The 13099-nt window shown below is 71.8% G+C and carries 14 protein-coding genes and 1 tRNA gene; 8 read left to right on the top strand and 7 right to left on the bottom strand.

Annotated features, from left to right (window positions below; translation table 11 throughout):
• Nucleotides 1-57: 57 nt before the first annotated feature.
• Nucleotides 58-1899, top strand: coding sequence for a tetratricopeptide repeat protein (locus ABZ876_RS01100; RefSeq protein WP_361772444.1), 1842 nt, complete (start codon nucleotides 58-60; stop codon nucleotides 1897-1899).
• 141 nt (nucleotides 1900-2040) lie between these two features.
• Nucleotides 2041-2114 (top strand) — tRNA-Met (locus ABZ876_RS01095).
• A gap of 143 nt (nucleotides 2115-2257) precedes the next feature.
• Here ABZ876_RS01095 and ABZ876_RS01090 read toward each other — a convergent pair.
• A complete protein-coding gene (locus ABZ876_RS01090; RefSeq protein WP_361772442.1) occupies nucleotides 2258-2674 on the bottom strand; it encodes a Fur family transcriptional regulator in 417 nt (138 codons plus the stop codon).
• Between the two features lie 141 nt (nucleotides 2675-2815).
• On the opposite strand from ABZ876_RS01090, the gene ABZ876_RS01085 reads away from it, so the two are divergent.
• Nucleotides 2816-4270 carry a catalase gene (locus ABZ876_RS01085; RefSeq protein ID WP_361772440.1) on the top strand — a complete coding sequence of 485 codons (1455 nt, stop codon included), beginning with the start codon at nucleotides 2816-2818 and terminating at the stop codon, nucleotides 4268-4270.
• 75 nt (nucleotides 4271-4345) lie between these two features.
• Here ABZ876_RS01085 and ABZ876_RS01080 read toward each other — a convergent pair whose 3' ends face one another.
• Nucleotides 4346-4747 (bottom strand): CBS domain-containing protein, encoded by a 402-nt coding sequence (locus tag ABZ876_RS01080; protein WP_361772438.1) that lies wholly within the window; start codon nucleotides 4745-4747, stop codon nucleotides 4346-4348.
• Nucleotides 4748-4956: 209 nt separating this feature from the next.
• Nucleotides 4957-5775, bottom strand: coding sequence for a histidinol-phosphatase (gene hisN, locus ABZ876_RS01075; protein ID WP_361772436.1), 819 nt, complete (start codon nucleotides 5773-5775; stop codon nucleotides 4957-4959).
• A 232-nt stretch (nucleotides 5776-6007) separates the two neighbouring features.
• Here hisN and ABZ876_RS01070 point away from each other — a divergent pair, with 232 nt between their 5' ends.
• Entirely contained in the window at nucleotides 6008-6613 is a 606-nt protein-coding gene (locus ABZ876_RS01070; protein ID WP_361772434.1) for a helix-turn-helix domain-containing protein, read from the top strand.
• A gap of 41 nt (nucleotides 6614-6654) precedes the next feature.
• Here the strand turns inward: ABZ876_RS01070 and ABZ876_RS01065 are convergent, their stop codons facing one another.
• The 4 genes from ABZ876_RS01065 to ABZ876_RS01050 all read right to left on the bottom strand — a co-directional run bounded on the left by ABZ876_RS01065 (nucleotide 6655) and on the right by ABZ876_RS01050 (nucleotide 10253).
• Nucleotides 6655-6978, bottom strand: a complete 324-nt coding sequence (locus tag ABZ876_RS01065) for a multidrug efflux SMR transporter (protein WP_361772432.1) — start codon at nucleotides 6976-6978, stop codon at nucleotides 6655-6657.
• A 104-nt stretch (nucleotides 6979-7082) separates the two neighbouring features.
• Nucleotides 7083-8093 (bottom strand): ribosome small subunit-dependent GTPase A, encoded by a 1011-nt coding sequence (gene rsgA, locus ABZ876_RS01060; protein WP_361772430.1) that lies wholly within the window; start codon nucleotides 8091-8093, stop codon nucleotides 7083-7085.
• Nucleotides 8094-8110: 17 nt separating this feature from the next.
• Complete coding sequence (gene aroA / locus ABZ876_RS01055) at nucleotides 8111-9427, bottom strand: 3-phosphoshikimate 1-carboxyvinyltransferase (RefSeq protein WP_361772428.1); 1317 nt, start codon at nucleotides 9425-9427, stop codon at nucleotides 8111-8113.
• Nucleotides 9428-9521: 94 nt separating this feature from the next.
• The gene (locus ABZ876_RS01050; RefSeq protein ID WP_361772426.1) at nucleotides 9522-10253 is read right to left on the bottom strand and encodes a M50 family metallopeptidase; all 732 of its coding nucleotides are present in this window, start codon (nucleotides 10251-10253) and stop codon (nucleotides 9522-9524) included.
• 49 nt (nucleotides 10254-10302) lie between these two features.
• Here ABZ876_RS01050 and ABZ876_RS01045 point away from each other — a divergent pair, with 49 nt between their 5' ends.
• The 4 genes from ABZ876_RS01045 (at nucleotide 10303) to rsrA (ending at nucleotide 13095) form a co-directional block, all read left to right on the top strand.
• Nucleotides 10303-11157: an SOS response-associated peptidase gene (locus tag ABZ876_RS01045; RefSeq protein WP_361772424.1), complete on the top strand. Its 855-nt coding sequence runs from the start codon at nucleotides 10303-10305 to the stop codon at nucleotides 11155-11157.
• A 57-nt stretch (nucleotides 11158-11214) separates the two neighbouring features.
• On the top strand, nucleotides 11215-11859 hold the full coding sequence (locus tag ABZ876_RS01040; protein ID WP_361772422.1) for an alpha/beta family hydrolase: 645 nt from the start codon (nucleotides 11215-11217) through the stop codon (nucleotides 11857-11859).
• A gap of 253 nt (nucleotides 11860-12112) precedes the next feature.
• The gene (sigR, locus tag ABZ876_RS01035) at nucleotides 12113-12796 is read left to right on the top strand and encodes an RNA polymerase sigma factor SigR (protein ID WP_234514365.1); all 684 of its coding nucleotides are present in this window, start codon (nucleotides 12113-12115) and stop codon (nucleotides 12794-12796) included.
• The gene (gene rsrA, locus ABZ876_RS01030) at nucleotides 12793-13095 is read left to right on the top strand and encodes a mycothiol system anti-sigma-R factor (protein WP_361772420.1); all 303 of its coding nucleotides are present in this window, start codon (nucleotides 12793-12795) and stop codon (nucleotides 13093-13095) included. Before sigR ends, rsrA begins: the two co-directional genes overlap by 4 nt.
• Nucleotides 13096-13099 lie beyond the last annotated feature (4 nt).

Raw genomic sequence — 13099 nt, 5'->3', positions numbered from 1 at the left:
AAGTGACCTCACTGGCTGCGGTATACCAGGTGTACCCAGGTTGCAGGTGGTGCGACGATGGACGTTATGGGGGACAAGGCAACTCTGTTCGAATCAGGGGGAATTGTGCAGCCCGCCGAGCAGGACGAGGCGGGCCAGACCGGTGAGGCCGGTGAGGCTGGTGAGGCCGGTGAGGCCATCGAGGAGGCGCGCCACCGGCTCGCCGCCGAAGCCGGCGACATCGAGGCGATGAGCGTCCTCGGGGCGATGCTGCTGCGCCGTGGCGATCTGGACGAAGCGGAGCCCCGGCTGCGCGCCGCGACCGCCGCCGGTGACCGTGCCGCCGCCAACAACCTGGGCGTCCTGCTGCACCAGCGGGGCTACGCCGACGAGGCCGCGGGCTGGTGGCGGGTCGCCGCCGTCGCGGGGTCCGCCGCGGCCGCGCACGCGCTCGGACGGCACCACCGTGAGCGCGGCGACGAGCCCGCCGCGGAGTACTGGCTGCGCCAGTCCGCGGAACAGGGGCACACCCTCGGTGCGTACGCGCTCGCGGATCTGCTGGAGCACCGCGGTGACGAGGGCGCCGAGCGATGGATGCGGGCCGCCGCCGAACGCGGCCACCGCGAGGCCGCCTACCGGCTGGCGCGGACCCTGGACCGCAGGGCCCTCGAGGCTGAGGAGAGCGGTGGTGACAACGGTGTCGCCGCCTCCGCTCCCGGCGAGACCGAGCAGTGGTACCGGCAGGCCGCCGCGCGCGGACACCGCCGGGCCGCGCTGCACCTCGGGGCGATCCTGGAGAAGCGGGGCGACCTCAAGGAGGCCGGGCGCTGGTACCTGACGAGCGCCAAGGACGGCGAGGCGCGGGCCGCATGCGCACTGGGCTTTCTGCTGCGGGACGCGGGGGACACCGAGAGCGCCGCCGTGTGGTGGCTGCGAGCCGCACAGGAGGGCAACGGGAACGCGGCGAACGCGCTGGGCGCGCTGCACGCCGAACGCGGCGAGACGCAGACCGCCGAGCGCTGGTACCGGGCCGCGATGGACGCCGGCGACGTCAACGGCGCCTACAACCTCGGGCTGCTCTGCGCGGAACAGGGACGCACCGCGCAGGCCGAGCAGTGGTATCGGCGGGCGGCGTACACCGGGCACCGCGAGGCGGCGAACGCGCTCGCCATCCTGCTGCTCCAGGGCGGGGACGCGACGGGCGCCGAACCGTGGTTCTCCAAGGCCGCGGAGGGGGGAAGCGTCGACGCCGCCTTCAACCTCGGCATCCTCCACGCCGGACGCGGCGACGACGAGACGGCCCTGACCTGGTACGAGCGGGCGGCGGCCGCCGGGCACACCGAGGCGGCGCTCCAGGTCGGGATCGCGCGACTGCGGGAGGGGGACGAGCGGACGGCCGAACGGCACCTGCGGTGCGCCGCCGGGGGCGGCAGCGCCGAGGCCGCCTACCGGCTGGCCACCCTGCTGGACGCACGCCGGCCGCCTCCGCCCGCACACGAGCTCGGCGAGCCGTCGCAGGAGAAGAGCGAATGCGAGGAGTGGTACGAGCGGGCGGCGTCGCAGGGGCACCGGCGGGCACAGGTACGCGTCGGGATGCTGGCCGCCGCGCGGGGCGACGTCGTGGAGGCGGCCCGGTGGTACCGGGAGGCGGCGGAGGGCGGCTCGCGGAACGGGGCCTTCAATCTGGGGCTGCTGCTCGCCCGGGAGGGAAGCGAGCCGGAGGCGGCGCTGTGGTGGACGCGGGCCGCGGACGCGGGGCACGGCCGGGCCGCGCTGCGGCTGGCCCTCGTGTACGCGCGACGGGGGGAGCTGGCCGAGGGGCAGCGGTGGGCCGACCGGGCCGTGTCGCTCGGGCCCGCCGAGGTTTCCGAGCGGGCCGCGCGGCTGCGGGACGCACTGCGGCAGGAGCTGTCGGCGTGACGCCCGTCGCGGCAGGGCAGCGGCAAGATCCCCGCTCCCGCCACAGGCCCGCCCGCAGGCCGGGTAAGGGGCGTCCCATGAGCGGCCGCAGGAAGTGATTTGCATCTGTCCACGCGGTTGACGTAACGTTGCGTTCACCGACGCGGGGTGGAGCAGCTCGGTAGCTCGCTGGGCTCATAACCCAGAGGTCGCAGGTTCAAATCCTGTCCCCGCTACTGAAGACCAGGGCCGGAACCCGAAAGGGTTCCGGCCCTGGCGCGTTTCACGGCCGGTGACCGCCCGGCCGGCGGTTCTCGTCCGCAGGGAAAACGAGGGCCCCGGCACTTGTGCAGTGCCGGGGCCCTCGGAAGATCCGCGGTCAGGCCACCGCGCAGTCCGGGCACAGCCCGCGATACGTCACCTCGACGTCCGAGACCATGAAGCCGAAACGCTCCGAGGCCGGAAGGTCGGCCATCGGGTCGCCCGTCGGATGGACGTCACGGATCGCGCCGCAGCGGGCGCAGACCAGGTGGTGGTGGGGCCGGTGGGCGTTCGGGTCGTACCGCTTGGCGCGCTTGTCCGTGGCGACCTCGAGCACCTCGCCGAGGGACACGAGCTCCCCCAGCGTGTTGTAGACGGTCGCCCGGGAGATCTCGGGCAGCCTGACGACGGCCCGCGCATGCACCTCGTCGGCCGTCAGATGGACGTGTTCGCCGTCGAGGACCTCGGCCACGACGCGCCGCTGCGCGGTCATACGCCATCCGCGTCCGCGCAGCCGTTCCAACAGGTCACTCATACAGACCAGCCTAACAGCAAGAGGAACAGTTCCCGACCGGGTGTGACTTTGGAGCTTTACTTGACTTAGACATTGTCCATTGTAGGATCAGGATCGGCTTTGGCCAAGTGACAGGTTGTCGGCGATGACGCAGGAGGCGCAGTGACGCAGGGACCGCTTACGACGGAGGCCGGTGCTCCGGTAGCCGACAACCAGAACAGCGAGACCGCGGGCGTCGGCGGCCCGGTTCTCGTCCAGGACCAGGTTCTTCTGGAGAAGCTGGCCCACTTCAACCGGGAGCGCATCCCGGAGCGCGTGGTGCACGCCCGTGGCGCGGGTGCCTACGGCACCTTCACGGTCACCGCGGACCTCACCCCGTACACGCGCGCCAAGTTCCTGTCCGAGAGCGGCAAGCAGACCGAGGTCTTCCTGCGCTTCTCGACCGTGGCCGGCAACCTGGGTGCCGCGGACGCCGTCCGTGACCCCCGCGGCTTCGCGCTGAAGTTCTACACCGAGGAGGGCAACTACGACCTCGTCGGCAACAACACCCCGGTGTTCTTCATCAAGGACGCCATCAAGTTCCCCGACTTCATCCACACCCAGAAGCGCGACCCCTACTCCGGTTCGCAGGAGCCGGACAACGTCTGGGACTTCTGGGGCCTGTCGCCCGAGTCGACCCACCAGGTGACCTGGCTGCACGGCGACCGCGGCATCCCGGCGTCGTACCGCCACATGAACGGCTACGGCTCGCACACCTACCAGTGGAACAACGAGGCCGGCGAGGTCTTCTGGGTCAAGTACCACTTCAAGACCGACCAGGGGATCAAGAACCTCACCACCGAGGAAGCCAACAAGCTCGCGGGTGAGGACCCCGACTCCCACCAGCGCGACCTGCGCGAGGCCATCGAGCGCGGCGAGTTCCCGAGCTGGACCGTGCAGGTCCAGATCATGCCGGCGGCGGACGCGGCGTCGTACCGCTTCAACCCGTTCGACCTCACCAAGGTGTGGCCGCACGGGGACTACCCGCCGATCGAGATCGGCAAGCTGGAGCTCAACCGCAACCCGGAGAACATCTTCGCCGAGGTCGAGCAGTCGATCTTCAGCCCCGCGCACTTCGTGCCGGGCATCGGTCCCTCCCCGGACAAGATGCTCCAGGGCCGCCTCTTCGCCTACGGCGACGCCCACCGCTACCGCGTCGGCATCAACGCCGACCACCTCCCGGTGAACCGTCCGCACGCCACCGAGGCGCGCACCAACTCCCGTGACGGCTACCTGTACGACGGCCGCCACAAGGGCGCGAAGAACTACGAGCCGAACAGCTTCGGCGGCCCGTTCCAGACGGACCGTCCGTTGTGGCAGTCGTTCAACGGCTTCACGGGCGCCACCGGCAACCACGAGGCCCCCGTCCACGCCGAGGACAACGACTTCGTCCAGGCGGGCAACCTCTACCGCCTGATGTCCGAGGGTGAGAAGGAGCGTCTGATCGCCAATCTCGCGGGCGCCATCTCCAAGGTCTCGCGCGACGACATCGCCGAGCGCGCGATCAACAACTTCCGTCAGGCCGACGGAGACTTCGGCAAGCGCCTGGAGGCCGCGGTCCAGGCCCTGCGCGGCTGACCCGGGTTGGACCGTTTGTCGTAGGGGACGGGCCGGAATCCCTCAGGGGTCCCGGCCCGTTCGCGTGTCCGGGACCTAGTGGGTCGCGGCGGGGACCCGCTGCCGGGCCGGGGCCCAGCAGCGGATGATGTCGCGGACCGAGACGACCCCGACCGGTTCGTCGCGGTCGAGCACGACCAGATGCCGGAAGCCGCCGTGGGCCATGGCGCCCGCGGCCTCTTCGAGGGTCCAGGTGGGCGCGGCGAACACCACGTCCATGGTGGTGTGGGCGCCGGCCCACTCGGTGTCGGGGTTCTGGCCGAGGCCGACGGAGTTGAGGATGTCACGCTCGGTGAGGATGCCGATACCATCGGCGTCCGGATCGAGGACCACGGCCGCGCCGACGCGGCGGGCGGACATCAGGGTTGCTGCCTGGCGGAGGGTGTGTGCGGGGCCGATGGTGAGGATCATCGTGCTCATGGCGTCACGGACGAGCATGGGGCGGAGCCACCTCCTGGGATGCGCGCCGGGATGCGCTGGCTCAGGGCTCCGGATCCGCTGGATGCCGCCCGCCGGAGGCGCCTGTTCAACGCTTCACAAATTCACAAGTGGGGGATTCCCAGAGTCGCAGGCAAAGCGCGGGTCAACAAGAGGGCGCACGTCGTGAGTTCAGGGGCGCTCGCGGTGCACAGCGGCCCCGCTGGTGTCTAGTACCGGTCGTTCAGATAGTCGAGCAGGGTGTCGTGGAGCAGCCCGTTGGACGCGGCCGCATTACCGCTGTGCGGGCCGGGGCGGCCGTCGAGGCCCGTGAAGGAGCCGCCCGCCTCGGTCACGATGATCGCGTTCGCCGCCATGTCCCACAGGGACAGCTCGGGCTCGGCGCAGATGTCCACCGAGCCCTCGGCGACCATCATGTACGGCCAGAAGTCGCCGTAGCCCCGGGTGCGCCACACGGCGCGGGTCAGATCCAGGAAGCCGCTCAGCCGTCCCTGCTCCTCCCAGCCGGACAGGGAGGAGTACGCGAAGGACGCGTCGGACAGCTTCGAGACGCGCGAGACACGCAGCCGGGACGCCGAGGCCAGGCTGCGGCCGGTGAACGCGCCATGTCCCTTCGCGGCCCACCAGCGGCGGCCCAGCGCGGGCGCGGAGACCACACCGACGACGGGCTGGTAGCCCCCGCCGCTCCCGGCCGCGCTCGAGCCCGCCTCCATCAGGGAGATCAGGGTGGCCCAGACGGGCACACCGCGCACATAGTTCTTGGTGCCGTCGATCGGGTCGACGACCCAGCGGCGCGGTCCGGTGCCCTCGATGCCGTACTCCTCGCCGAGGATCGCGTCACGCGGCCGGGCGCGCTGGAGCTGGCCGCGGATCAGTTCCTCGGCGGCCTTGTCGGCCTCGCTCACCGGCGTCATGTCCGGTTTGGTCTCGACCTTGAGGTCGAGGGCCTTGAACCGGGCCATGGTCGCCGCATCCGCGGCGTCCGCGAGCACATGGGCGAGCCGCAGGTCATCGAGATAGTCGGGCATGAGCGAACCGTATCCGCCCGTTCCGGGACACGGCCAGACGACCCGGGGATCTTCACGGCCTTCCCGGGGGCCACCGCCGTCCCCGGCCGCGCGCCGCGGTGACCATGCGCCGAAGTGCGATTACGGCGTGCGCCGGTCCGGGAGCGCCCCCCGGCGCCGTCGCGAACCCTTGACAGTGCCGGTACGCGCGTCAAATCTGTGCGTCAGAGCCGCCGGCCCGAGGGAGGCGATGATGCCTGCAGCGCGGGAATCCCTACTGGACGCCGCCTATACGGCACTCGCGCGTCGCCCGTGGGCCGCCGTGCGCATGGTGGACGTGGCCGCCGCGGCCGGAGTCTCCCGCCAGACCCTGTACAACGAGTTCGGCAGCAAGGAGGGGCTTGCGCGGGCCCTGGTGCGACGGGAGGCGGACGGCTATCTCGCCGGTGTCGACCGGGTGCTCGCGACGCCCAGCGACGCCCGGGACCGGCTGGCCGCGACCGCCGAGTGGATGACGTCCGCCGCGCGCGGCAACCCGCTCGTCCGCGCCATGCTCACCGGCTGCTGGAGCGAGCGGCTCCCCATGCCGACGCTCGCGGCCGTGCCCTCCACATCCGCGGTGCCCGCGCAGCGCCGGGCCGACGGACCGCTGCCGTCCCCGGCGGACTTCGTGTCCCTGATCCGCGACCGCGCCGTCACGGCGGTGACCGGACCGCGGACGACCAAGGCGGAGGCGGTGGAACTGGCCCGCGCCTGCGAACTGGCCGTACGGCTGTCCCTGTCCTGCGTCGCGGCTCCGCCGGGGGAGGGCGGGGTCGCGGAGCTGGTGCGCCGGGCGCTGCCGCGGCCGGTGCGGTGAGGCGGCGCAGATGCGGGGCCCCGCACCTTCAGGGGCGCACCTCAGTGCGCGGAGCCGGAGAGTTGCAGGCCGACCACGCCCACGATCACCAGCGTGATCGAGACGATCTTCAAGGTGGAGACCAGGTCGCCCAGGAACACCATGCCGTAGATCGCCGTGCCCGCCGCGCCGATCCCGGTCCACACCGCGTAGGCCGGGCCCACGTCCAGCTTTCTCAGGGACAGGGTGAGGAGACCGAAACTGCCGAGGGCGAAGCAGCAGAACGCGATCGTCGGCCAGAGCCTGGTGAACCCGTGGGAGAGCTTGAGACAGACGGCGAAACCGGTCTCGAGAAGCCCGGCCACGATGACCAGCAGCCACGCCATGTCTCGTCCTCCCGCGTCCCCACGTCGACTGCCTCGTCTGGTCGGATCAGGCCCGGTGCGAGTAAGCAATTACCTGCGCGCCATGGACGCAAACACGGGAGAGGTCAGTCTCCTTCCCTCCGCTCGCGCGTGGCCAGCAGCCGGCGCAGGGAGTACAGCCGTGCCGGGTCCGCCTGTCCCTCGGCCACCCAGGCGTCCAGCGCGCAGTCCGGTTCGTCGTGGCTGCACGCCCGCGGACAGCCCTCGGTGCCGGGCTCCAGGTCCGGGAAGGCGTGGATCACGCGGGAGGGGTCGATGTGCGCGAGCCCGAAGGACCGCACGCCGGGCGTGTCGATCACCCAGCTGTCCGCGTGCTGCAACGGCAGCGCGAGCGCCGAAGTCGTGGTGTGCCGCCCACGGCCGGTCACCGCGTTGACATGGCCCGTCGTGCGCCGCCGGTCCTTCGGCACCAACGCGTTGACCAGCGTCGTCTTGCCCACCCCGGAGTGCCCGACGAACGCCGTGACCCTGCCGTCCAGATGCTCGCGCACCCGGTCCGCCGCGTCACTGCTCTCCAGCTCCTCGCGGCTGGTGACGACATACGGGATGTCCAGCGCCCCGTACAGCTCCAGGAGCTTGTCGGGCGGGGCGAGATCCGACTTCGTCATCACCAGCAGCGGCTCCAGTCCGCCGTCGTAGGCGGCGACCAGGCAGCGGTCGATCAGGCGCGGGCGCGGCTCCGGGTCGGCGAGGGCGGTGACGATGGCCAGCTGGTCGGCGTTGGCGACGACCACACGCTCGTACGGATCGTCGTCGTCCGCGGTACGGCGCAGCACGGACGTGCGTTCCTCGATGCGGACGATGCGGGCGAGGCTGTCCTTGGTGCCGGACAGGTCGCCGACGAGGGCGACACGGTCGCCGACCACCGCAGCCTTGCGGCCCAGTTCACGGGCCTTCATCGCGACGACGCTGCGGCCGTCGACGAGGCAGGTCAGCCGGCCGCGGTCGACGGTGAGCACCAGGCCCTCCGCCGCGTCCTCGTGCTTGGGCCGGATGTTCGTACGCGGCCGGTTGCCCTTGCGGTTCGGGCGGCTGCGGATGTCGTCCTCGTCGGTGTGTTTGCCGTAGCGGCGCATGATCTCAAGTCCGCCCGTCAGTCCCCGAGCATCCCGGTCCACAGCTCGGGGAAGTCCGGCAGCGTCTTGGCCGTCGTCGCCACGTTCTCGATCTGCACACCGTCGACCGCGAGCCCGATGATCGCGCCCGCGGTGGCCATGCGGTGGTCGTCGTATGTGTGGAAGACCCCGCCGTGCAGGCGGCGCGGGCGGATGTGCAGGCCGTCGGCGGTCTCCGTGACGTCGCCGCCCAGCTCGTTGATCTCCTTGGTGAGCGCGGCAAGCCGGTCCGTCTCGTGCAGCCGCAGATGGGCCACCCCGCGCAGGGTCGACGGGGAGTCCGCGAGGGCCGCGACCGCCGCGATGCCCGGCGTCAGCTCTCCGACCTCGCCCAGGTCCACGTCGATGCCGTGGATGGCACCCGAACCGGTGAACTGCAGGCCGCGCTCGGTCAGCTCGCAGGAACCGCCCATCTCGGTGAAGATCTCGCGCAGCCGGTCGCCGGGCTGGGTCGTGCGGGCCGGCCAGTCCGGGATGACGACCCTGCCGCCGGTGACCAGCGCGGCCGCGAGGAACGGCTGGGCGTTGGAGAGATCCGGTTCGACGGTCAGGTCCCGGCCGAGCAGGGCACCGGGTGTGACCCGCCAGACGCCCGGCTCGCCGCCCGACTCCGGGGTGTCCACCTGCGCGCCGACCGCGCGCAGCATGTCGACGGTCATACGGATGTGCGGCATGGAGGGCAGTGTCGAGCCGGTGTGACGGACCTCGACGCCCTGGTTGAAGCGCGGGGCCGACAGCAGCAGGGCGCTGACGAACTGGGAGGAGGACGACGCGTCGACGGACACCGGGCCGCCGTCCAGCGCGCCGCCGCCGTGCACGGTCAGCGGCAGGGCGCCGCGGCCGTCGTCGTCGATACGGGCGCCCAGGACGCGCAGGGCGTCGATCACGCCGCTCAGGGGGCGCTCGTAGGAGCGGGGGTCGCCGTCGAAACGGACCGGGCCGTCGGTGAGCGCGGCCACCGGAGGCAGGAAGCGCATCACGGTGCCGGCGTTGCCGACGTCGACCGTGGCCGGGCCGTGCAGCGCGGCCGGGATCACCCGCCAGGTCTCGCCGGACCCGTCGGGGCCGACCCCCTCCTCGATGCCGACGCCCAGCGCGCGCAGGGCGCCGGCCATGAGCAGGGTGTCGCGGGAGCGCAGCGGGCGACGCAGCCACCCCGGCTCGGAGGCGAGCGCGGCGAGGACGAGGGCACGGTTGGTGACCGACTTCGACCCGGGCACGTGGACCGTCGCGTCGACGGCTCCGCTCGCGTGCGGGGCGGGCCAGAGGGCGGTGTGTGCGGGGTTAACGGCCATGCGCCCCACTGTAATGCGTGGCCCAGCCTGTAGATCTTGATCAAAAGTGGCGAAACCGGAACGAAACCATTGTCTGCTAGGGCGGTCACCGGCGTCACAGGCGCAGCAGCCACTGGGCGCCGCCCATCAGCGAGCACAGCGACACCACATGGAACAGGAAGAGCCACATCCCCGCCGGCGCATGGGTGAGCCGGGACAGCTGGTCCGCGTCCGAGTCCCCGGCCCCTCCGCGCGACCGCTTGGCCTGGAGCTCGAAGGCCGGCCGTACGCCGCCGACCAGCAGGAACCACACCCCCGCATACGCGAACGCCGCCTGCACCTGCGGACCGGCCAGCCACGACACCAGCAGGAACGTTGAGCCGGTGACGACCACGGTCAGCACCCCGTACGCGTTGCGGATCATCACCAGCATCGCCAGCAGCAGGGCGGTGGCCAGCCACAACAGCAGTGTGACGTGCCCGGCGGCGAGCAGCGCCGCGCCGCCGAGGCCCAGCAGCGGGGGAGCGGTGTAGCCCGCGGCGGCCGTGAGGATCATGCCCATGCCGTACGGCTTGCCGCGGCTGACGGTGAGGCCGCTGGTGTCGGAGTGCAGCCGGATGCCGGTGAGGGTGCGGCCGGTGAGCAGCGCGACCAGTCCGTGGCCGCCCTCGTGCGCGATGGTGACGGCGTTGCGCGCTATGCGCCAGGCGCCCCGCGGGACGACCACGGCGAGGGCCGCGACCAGGGTGGCGACCACCACCCACAGGTCGGGATCGGGCTGACTTCCGAAGACCCGGTCCCAGAGGCCGGCGAGCGAGCTCAGCGAGGTCGAGGCGAGGCTGTCCATTGCGGTGAGTGGCTCCTGGGGTGTCGGCGGATCTGGCAGGGTGGCACGTATGTGCGGACGGTACGCAGCGAGTCGCAGGCCCGAGGATCTCGCAGGAATCTTTGGGATTGACATGGGGGTCCCCCCTGCTCGAGCGGAGTCGGGAGCCGGGGGGAGGGAGCCGGAGGAGACCCTGGCGCCCGACTACAACGTCGCCCCGACCAAGCAGGTCTATGCGGTCCTGGACCGTCCCCTGAAGGACGCGGACGACACACGGCCGGTTCGCCAGCTGCGCAGACTCACCTGGGGGCTCGTCCCGTCCTGGGCCAAGTCGCCCGAGGGCGGCGCGCGGTTGATCAACGCGCGCGCGGAGACGGTGCACGAGAAGCCGTCCTACCGCCGCGCCTTCGCCGCCCGGCGCTGCATCATCCCGGCCGACGGCTACTACGAATGGGTCACCGGCACGCAGGAGCGCGACCTGGAGGTCGAGGGCCGCAGGAAGCGGCCGCGCAAGCAGCCGTACTTCGTGCTGCCCGCCGACGGCTCGGTCTTCGCGATGGCCGGCCTCTACGAGTTCTGGCGCGACCGGACGCTGCCCGACGACCATCCGCGGGCCTGGTGGGTGACCTGCTCGGTGATCACGACGGAGGCGGAGACGACACCGCTGGCCGTCGGCCCCGCCGAGGGCCCGCGCTCCCTGGCCGACATCCACCCGCGCATGCCCCTGATGCTCACCCCGGACCGCTGGGACGCCTGGCTCGACCCCGCCCGCACCGACCCCGACGACCTGCGTCCCCTGCTCCAGGCGCCGCCCGCCGGCCTGATGCGCGCCTACCCGGTGTCCACGGCGGTCAGCAACGTCCGCAACAACGGCCCGGAGCTGCTGAAGGAGCTTCAGGCCCCCGAAGAGGGCACACTCTTCTGACGTGTCCCGGACCCCGGAGTGCACGACCTACGAGGACCGCTGCCGAGGGCGAACGACGTGACGGATGCGACGCAGAGCGTGGAGACCGACGCCGGCACGGCCCGTGTCACCTGGCACCGGGCCCGCGAGGCCGCGCTGGTGCTCGCCCTCGGCCACGGCGCCGGCGGCGGCGTCGAGGCACGCGACCTCCAGGCACTGGCCCGGGTCCTGCCCGCACACGGGGTGACCGTCGCGCTCGTCGAGCAGCCCTGGCGCGTCGCCGGCCGGAAGGTGGCGCCGGCGCCGAAGACGCTGGACGCCGGCTGGCGCGGGGTGTGGCCCGCCCTGGCGCGACCCGGGCTGCCCGTGATCGCCGGCGGGCGCAGCGCCGGCGCCCGGGTCGCCTGCCGTACGGCCGCCGGGCTCGGCGCCGTCGCCGTCCTCGCGCTGAGCTTCCCGCTCCATCCGCCGGGCCGGCCGGAGAAGTCCCGCGCAGACGAACTGCTGGGCGCGGGCGTGCCGACCCTCGTCGTCCAGGGCGGGAGGGACCCCTTCGGAAGGCCGGAGGAGTTCCCCCGGGGGTCCTACGACCTGGTCGAGGTGCCGTACGCCGATCACGGCTTCGCCGTCCCCAAGGGCGCGGACCTCGGCCGGGAGCAGGCCCTGGAGATCCTCACCGACGCCGTGGCGAAGTGGGCCACATCACTGGGCCCACTCGGGTGACGCCCGGGAATGCCGCGGCGCGGAGCACTGTTGTGCGGGTCAGACAGCACCGGCCGTGCTGACCGCACGACGAGAGGGAGTCCGCCGCATGGGTTCGACCATCTGCCCGAGCCGCAGCAGCAGCGCTGACCTGGACTGGACGGTGCTGCACGCGTCGAAGGCCGCCCCTGTTCGGGCGGCGGCGGGCAAGGGTGTTCGTCTATCCTCCGATCTCAGTGGGACCGCTTTCGGTCCCGCCACGTCGCTGGAGGAGGTGGGTCCGGTCACCGGTACCGACGCAGGGACCGAGAACGGCCAGGCGGAGCAGCCCGAGGGCCGGGGGACGGGCGCCGAGTCGTCCGCCGAGCGCAGTGCGCGCTTCGAGCGGGACGCGCTCGAATTCCTCGACCAGATGTACTCCGCCGCGCTGCGCATGACGCGCAACCCGGCGGACGCCGAGGACCTGGTGCAGGAGACGTACGCGAAGGCGTACGCGTCCTTCCACCAGTTCCGCGAGGGCACCAACCTCAAGGCCTGGCTGTACCGGATCCTCACCAACACCTTCATCAACTCGTACCGCAAGAAGCAGCGCGAACCCCAGCGCAGTGCGGCCGAGGAGATCGAGGACTGGCAGCTCGCCCGCGCCGAGTCGCACATGTCGACCGGTCTGCGCTCCGCGGAGTCGCAGGCGCTCGACCACCTGCCCGACTCGGATGTGAAGGAGGCGCTCCAGGCGATCCCCGAGGAGTTCCGCATCGCCGTCTATCTCGCGGACGTAGAGGGCTTTGCGTACAAGGAGATCGCGGACATCATGGGGACACCCATCGGCACGGTGATGTCCCGGCTGCACCGGGGCCGCCGTCAACTGCGCGGCATGCTCGAGGACTACGCCCGCGAGCGCGGGCTGGTCCCGGCCGGCGCCGGAGACTCGGACGAAGCGAAAGGCTCGGGCTCATGAGCTGCGGAGAGCCGCACGAGACGGACTGCAGTGAGGTCCTCGACCATCTCTACGAGTTCCTCGACAGTGAGATGCCGGACGTCGACCGCACCAAGTTCAAGCAGCACTTCCAGGAGTGCTCGCCGTGCCTCGAGAAGTACGGCCTCGAGGAGGCCGTGAAGAAGCTGGTCAAGCGCTGCTGTGGGCATGACGACGTGCCGACCGACCTCCGGGCGAAGGTCATGGGCCGCATCGAGCTGATCCGCTCGGGTCAGACGGTGCCCGAGCACGATGTGACCGCGACCCCGCAGGAGTCCTGAACCA

Origin of the sequence: Streptomyces sp. NPDC046931, assembly GCF_040644655.1 — a bacterium.
GTDB lineage: Bacteria > Actinomycetota > Actinomycetes > Streptomycetales > Streptomycetaceae > Streptomyces.
This window is presented reverse-complemented; position numbering and strand designations above follow the sequence as displayed.